Genomic DNA, 1,985 nt, shown 5'->3' on the forward strand with positions numbered 1-1,985 from the left:
AGTTGACGGTGCTCGCACGCGACGTCGCGGGCTGGGTCGTCCCCGAGGTAGCGGGACCAGTACAGGTACAGCTCGGACCGGTCGCGCAGTGAGGCGGCGATCGAGTCGAGGTGGGGGTTGCCGCTTCCCGCGAGCAGCGCCACGTGGAAGTCGCGGTGGACCACAGCGAATTCCCGGTTGATGGTTGCACCGTCGTCGGCGTACATCGCGGTCGAGGCCAGTCGGTGGTGGGCGCCGACCACGGCCGCTTCCCACTCCAGGTTCCCGCGTTCGATGGATTCACGCAGGGCGGCGGTCTCGATGATGACCCGGGCGCGGGTGAGCTCGAGCAGGTCGTCGACCGACAGCGGCAGTGTACTGAAGCCGCGCTGCGGATTCGCTTGCAGCAGGCCTTGTTCGGCGAGCCGACCCATTGCCTCGCGCACCACGGACAGGCTCACGTCGAAGCGCTGACCGTAGTCGGCGAGCTTCATCTTCGTCCCGGGTGGGATGCGGGCGGCGAGGACCTCGTCGCGGATCGAGTCGAAGACGGTCTCGGCCCGGGTCTTGGTACTGGTCGGCATCCTCGGATCGTACAGCGAATCCCACAGAATGACGATATTGAAGAATATTTCGAAATTCTCTTGTGTTTCCAAAAATCGGCGAGTACACCTTGTGGTGCATGTCACTCACCCGCGACAGGACGTCGCTTTCGAGAGGTTGAATCCGTTATGACCACCACTACTGTTCCGGTCCTGATCATCGGAGGCGGCGGCGCCGGCCTGTCCGCGTCGATGCTGCTGTCCACCTACGGCGTCGAATCCCTGCTGGTCAGCGCTCTACCGACCACGTCGATCCTGCCCAAGGCCCACGTGCTCGGTCAGCGCACCATGGAGATCTACACCGAGGTCGGCGTCGCCGAGGAGATCTATCGGCGCGGTACCCCGCAGGAGAACCTCGTTGCGACCGGCTTCTACGCCGGTGTCCAGGGCCCGAATCCCAACGCCGGCCGGGAGATCGGCAAACTCGAGATTTGGGGAGCGGGCGACCGGGACCCGGAATACATCGACGCGAGCCCGTGTCCGACGACCAACCTGCCGCAGATCCGTCTCGAACCAGTTCTGAAGGTGCACGCCGAGAAGCTCAACCCGGGTGGGGTCCGGTTCAACCACGAATTGATCGCGCTCGAGCAGGACGAGACCGGTGTCCGCAGCACGGTCCGGGACAAGGCCACCGGCGAGGAGTACGAGGTCCACTCGCAGTACGTGATCGCCGCAGACGGCGGCCGCACCGTCGGCAAGCTGGTCGGCATCGAACTCGAGGGTGAGCGCAACATCCTCGACATGGTGTCGGTGCACATGAGCGCCGACCTGTCCGGAGTGCTCGAGGACGACTCGGTGCTGCTGCGCTGGCTGGCCAACCCCGACTTCGGCGGCACGTTCACCGGTGGTGTGCTGTGCCCGATGGGCCCGGACCACTGGGGCACCGAGTCCGAGGAATGGGTCTTTCACATCGGTTACCCGTACGGCGACCCGGACGCCGGCGAACGCGAGAAGGTCATCGCGCACATGAAGACTCTCCTCGGTATGCCCGACCTCGATGCCGAGGTCCACGCCGTGTCGTTGTGGACGATGGAGGGCATCGTCGCCGACCGGTTCCGTGCCGGCCGGGTCTTCGTCGTCGGCGATGCCGCTCACAAGCACCCGCCCACCAGCGGGCTCGGCCTGAACTCCGCGATCCACGACGCCCAGAACCTGTGCTGGAAACTCGCCCAGGTACTCGCCGGGCATGCCGGCGACGGGCTGCTCGACACCTACGAGGCCGAACGCAAGCCCGTAATCCTGCGCAACATCGCGAACTCCGTCAAGTGCACCCAGGACCGTTTCCGGCTCGACGCCGCCCTCGGACTGTCCCCGGAGAAGACCCCGGAGGAGAACTGGGAGTCCCTCGAGGTCATCTGGGACGAATCGCACCCTGAATACGCGGAACGCCGCGACCTCGTGAAC

At 65.5% G+C, this 1,985-nt stretch carries 2 protein-coding genes; one reads left to right on the plus strand and one right to left on the minus strand.

Annotated features, from left to right (window positions below; all coding sequences use genetic code 11):
- Positions 1 to 563: GntR family transcriptional regulator (locus WAW17_RS11735; RefSeq protein WP_422333153.1), on the minus strand; the 563-nt coding region annotated here is incomplete at its 3' end.
- A 147-nt stretch (positions 564 to 710) separates the two neighbouring features.
- Here WAW17_RS11735 and WAW17_RS11740 point away from each other — a divergent pair.
- The coding region (locus tag WAW17_RS11740) for an FAD-dependent monooxygenase (protein WP_422333154.1) at positions 711 to 1,985 on the plus strand (1,275 nt) is incomplete at its 3' end.

The sequence above is a fragment of the Rhodococcus sp. (in: high G+C Gram-positive bacteria) genome (assembly GCF_049286785.1).
Taxonomy (GTDB): Bacteria; Actinomycetota; Actinomycetes; order Mycobacteriales; family Mycobacteriaceae; genus Rhodococcus_F.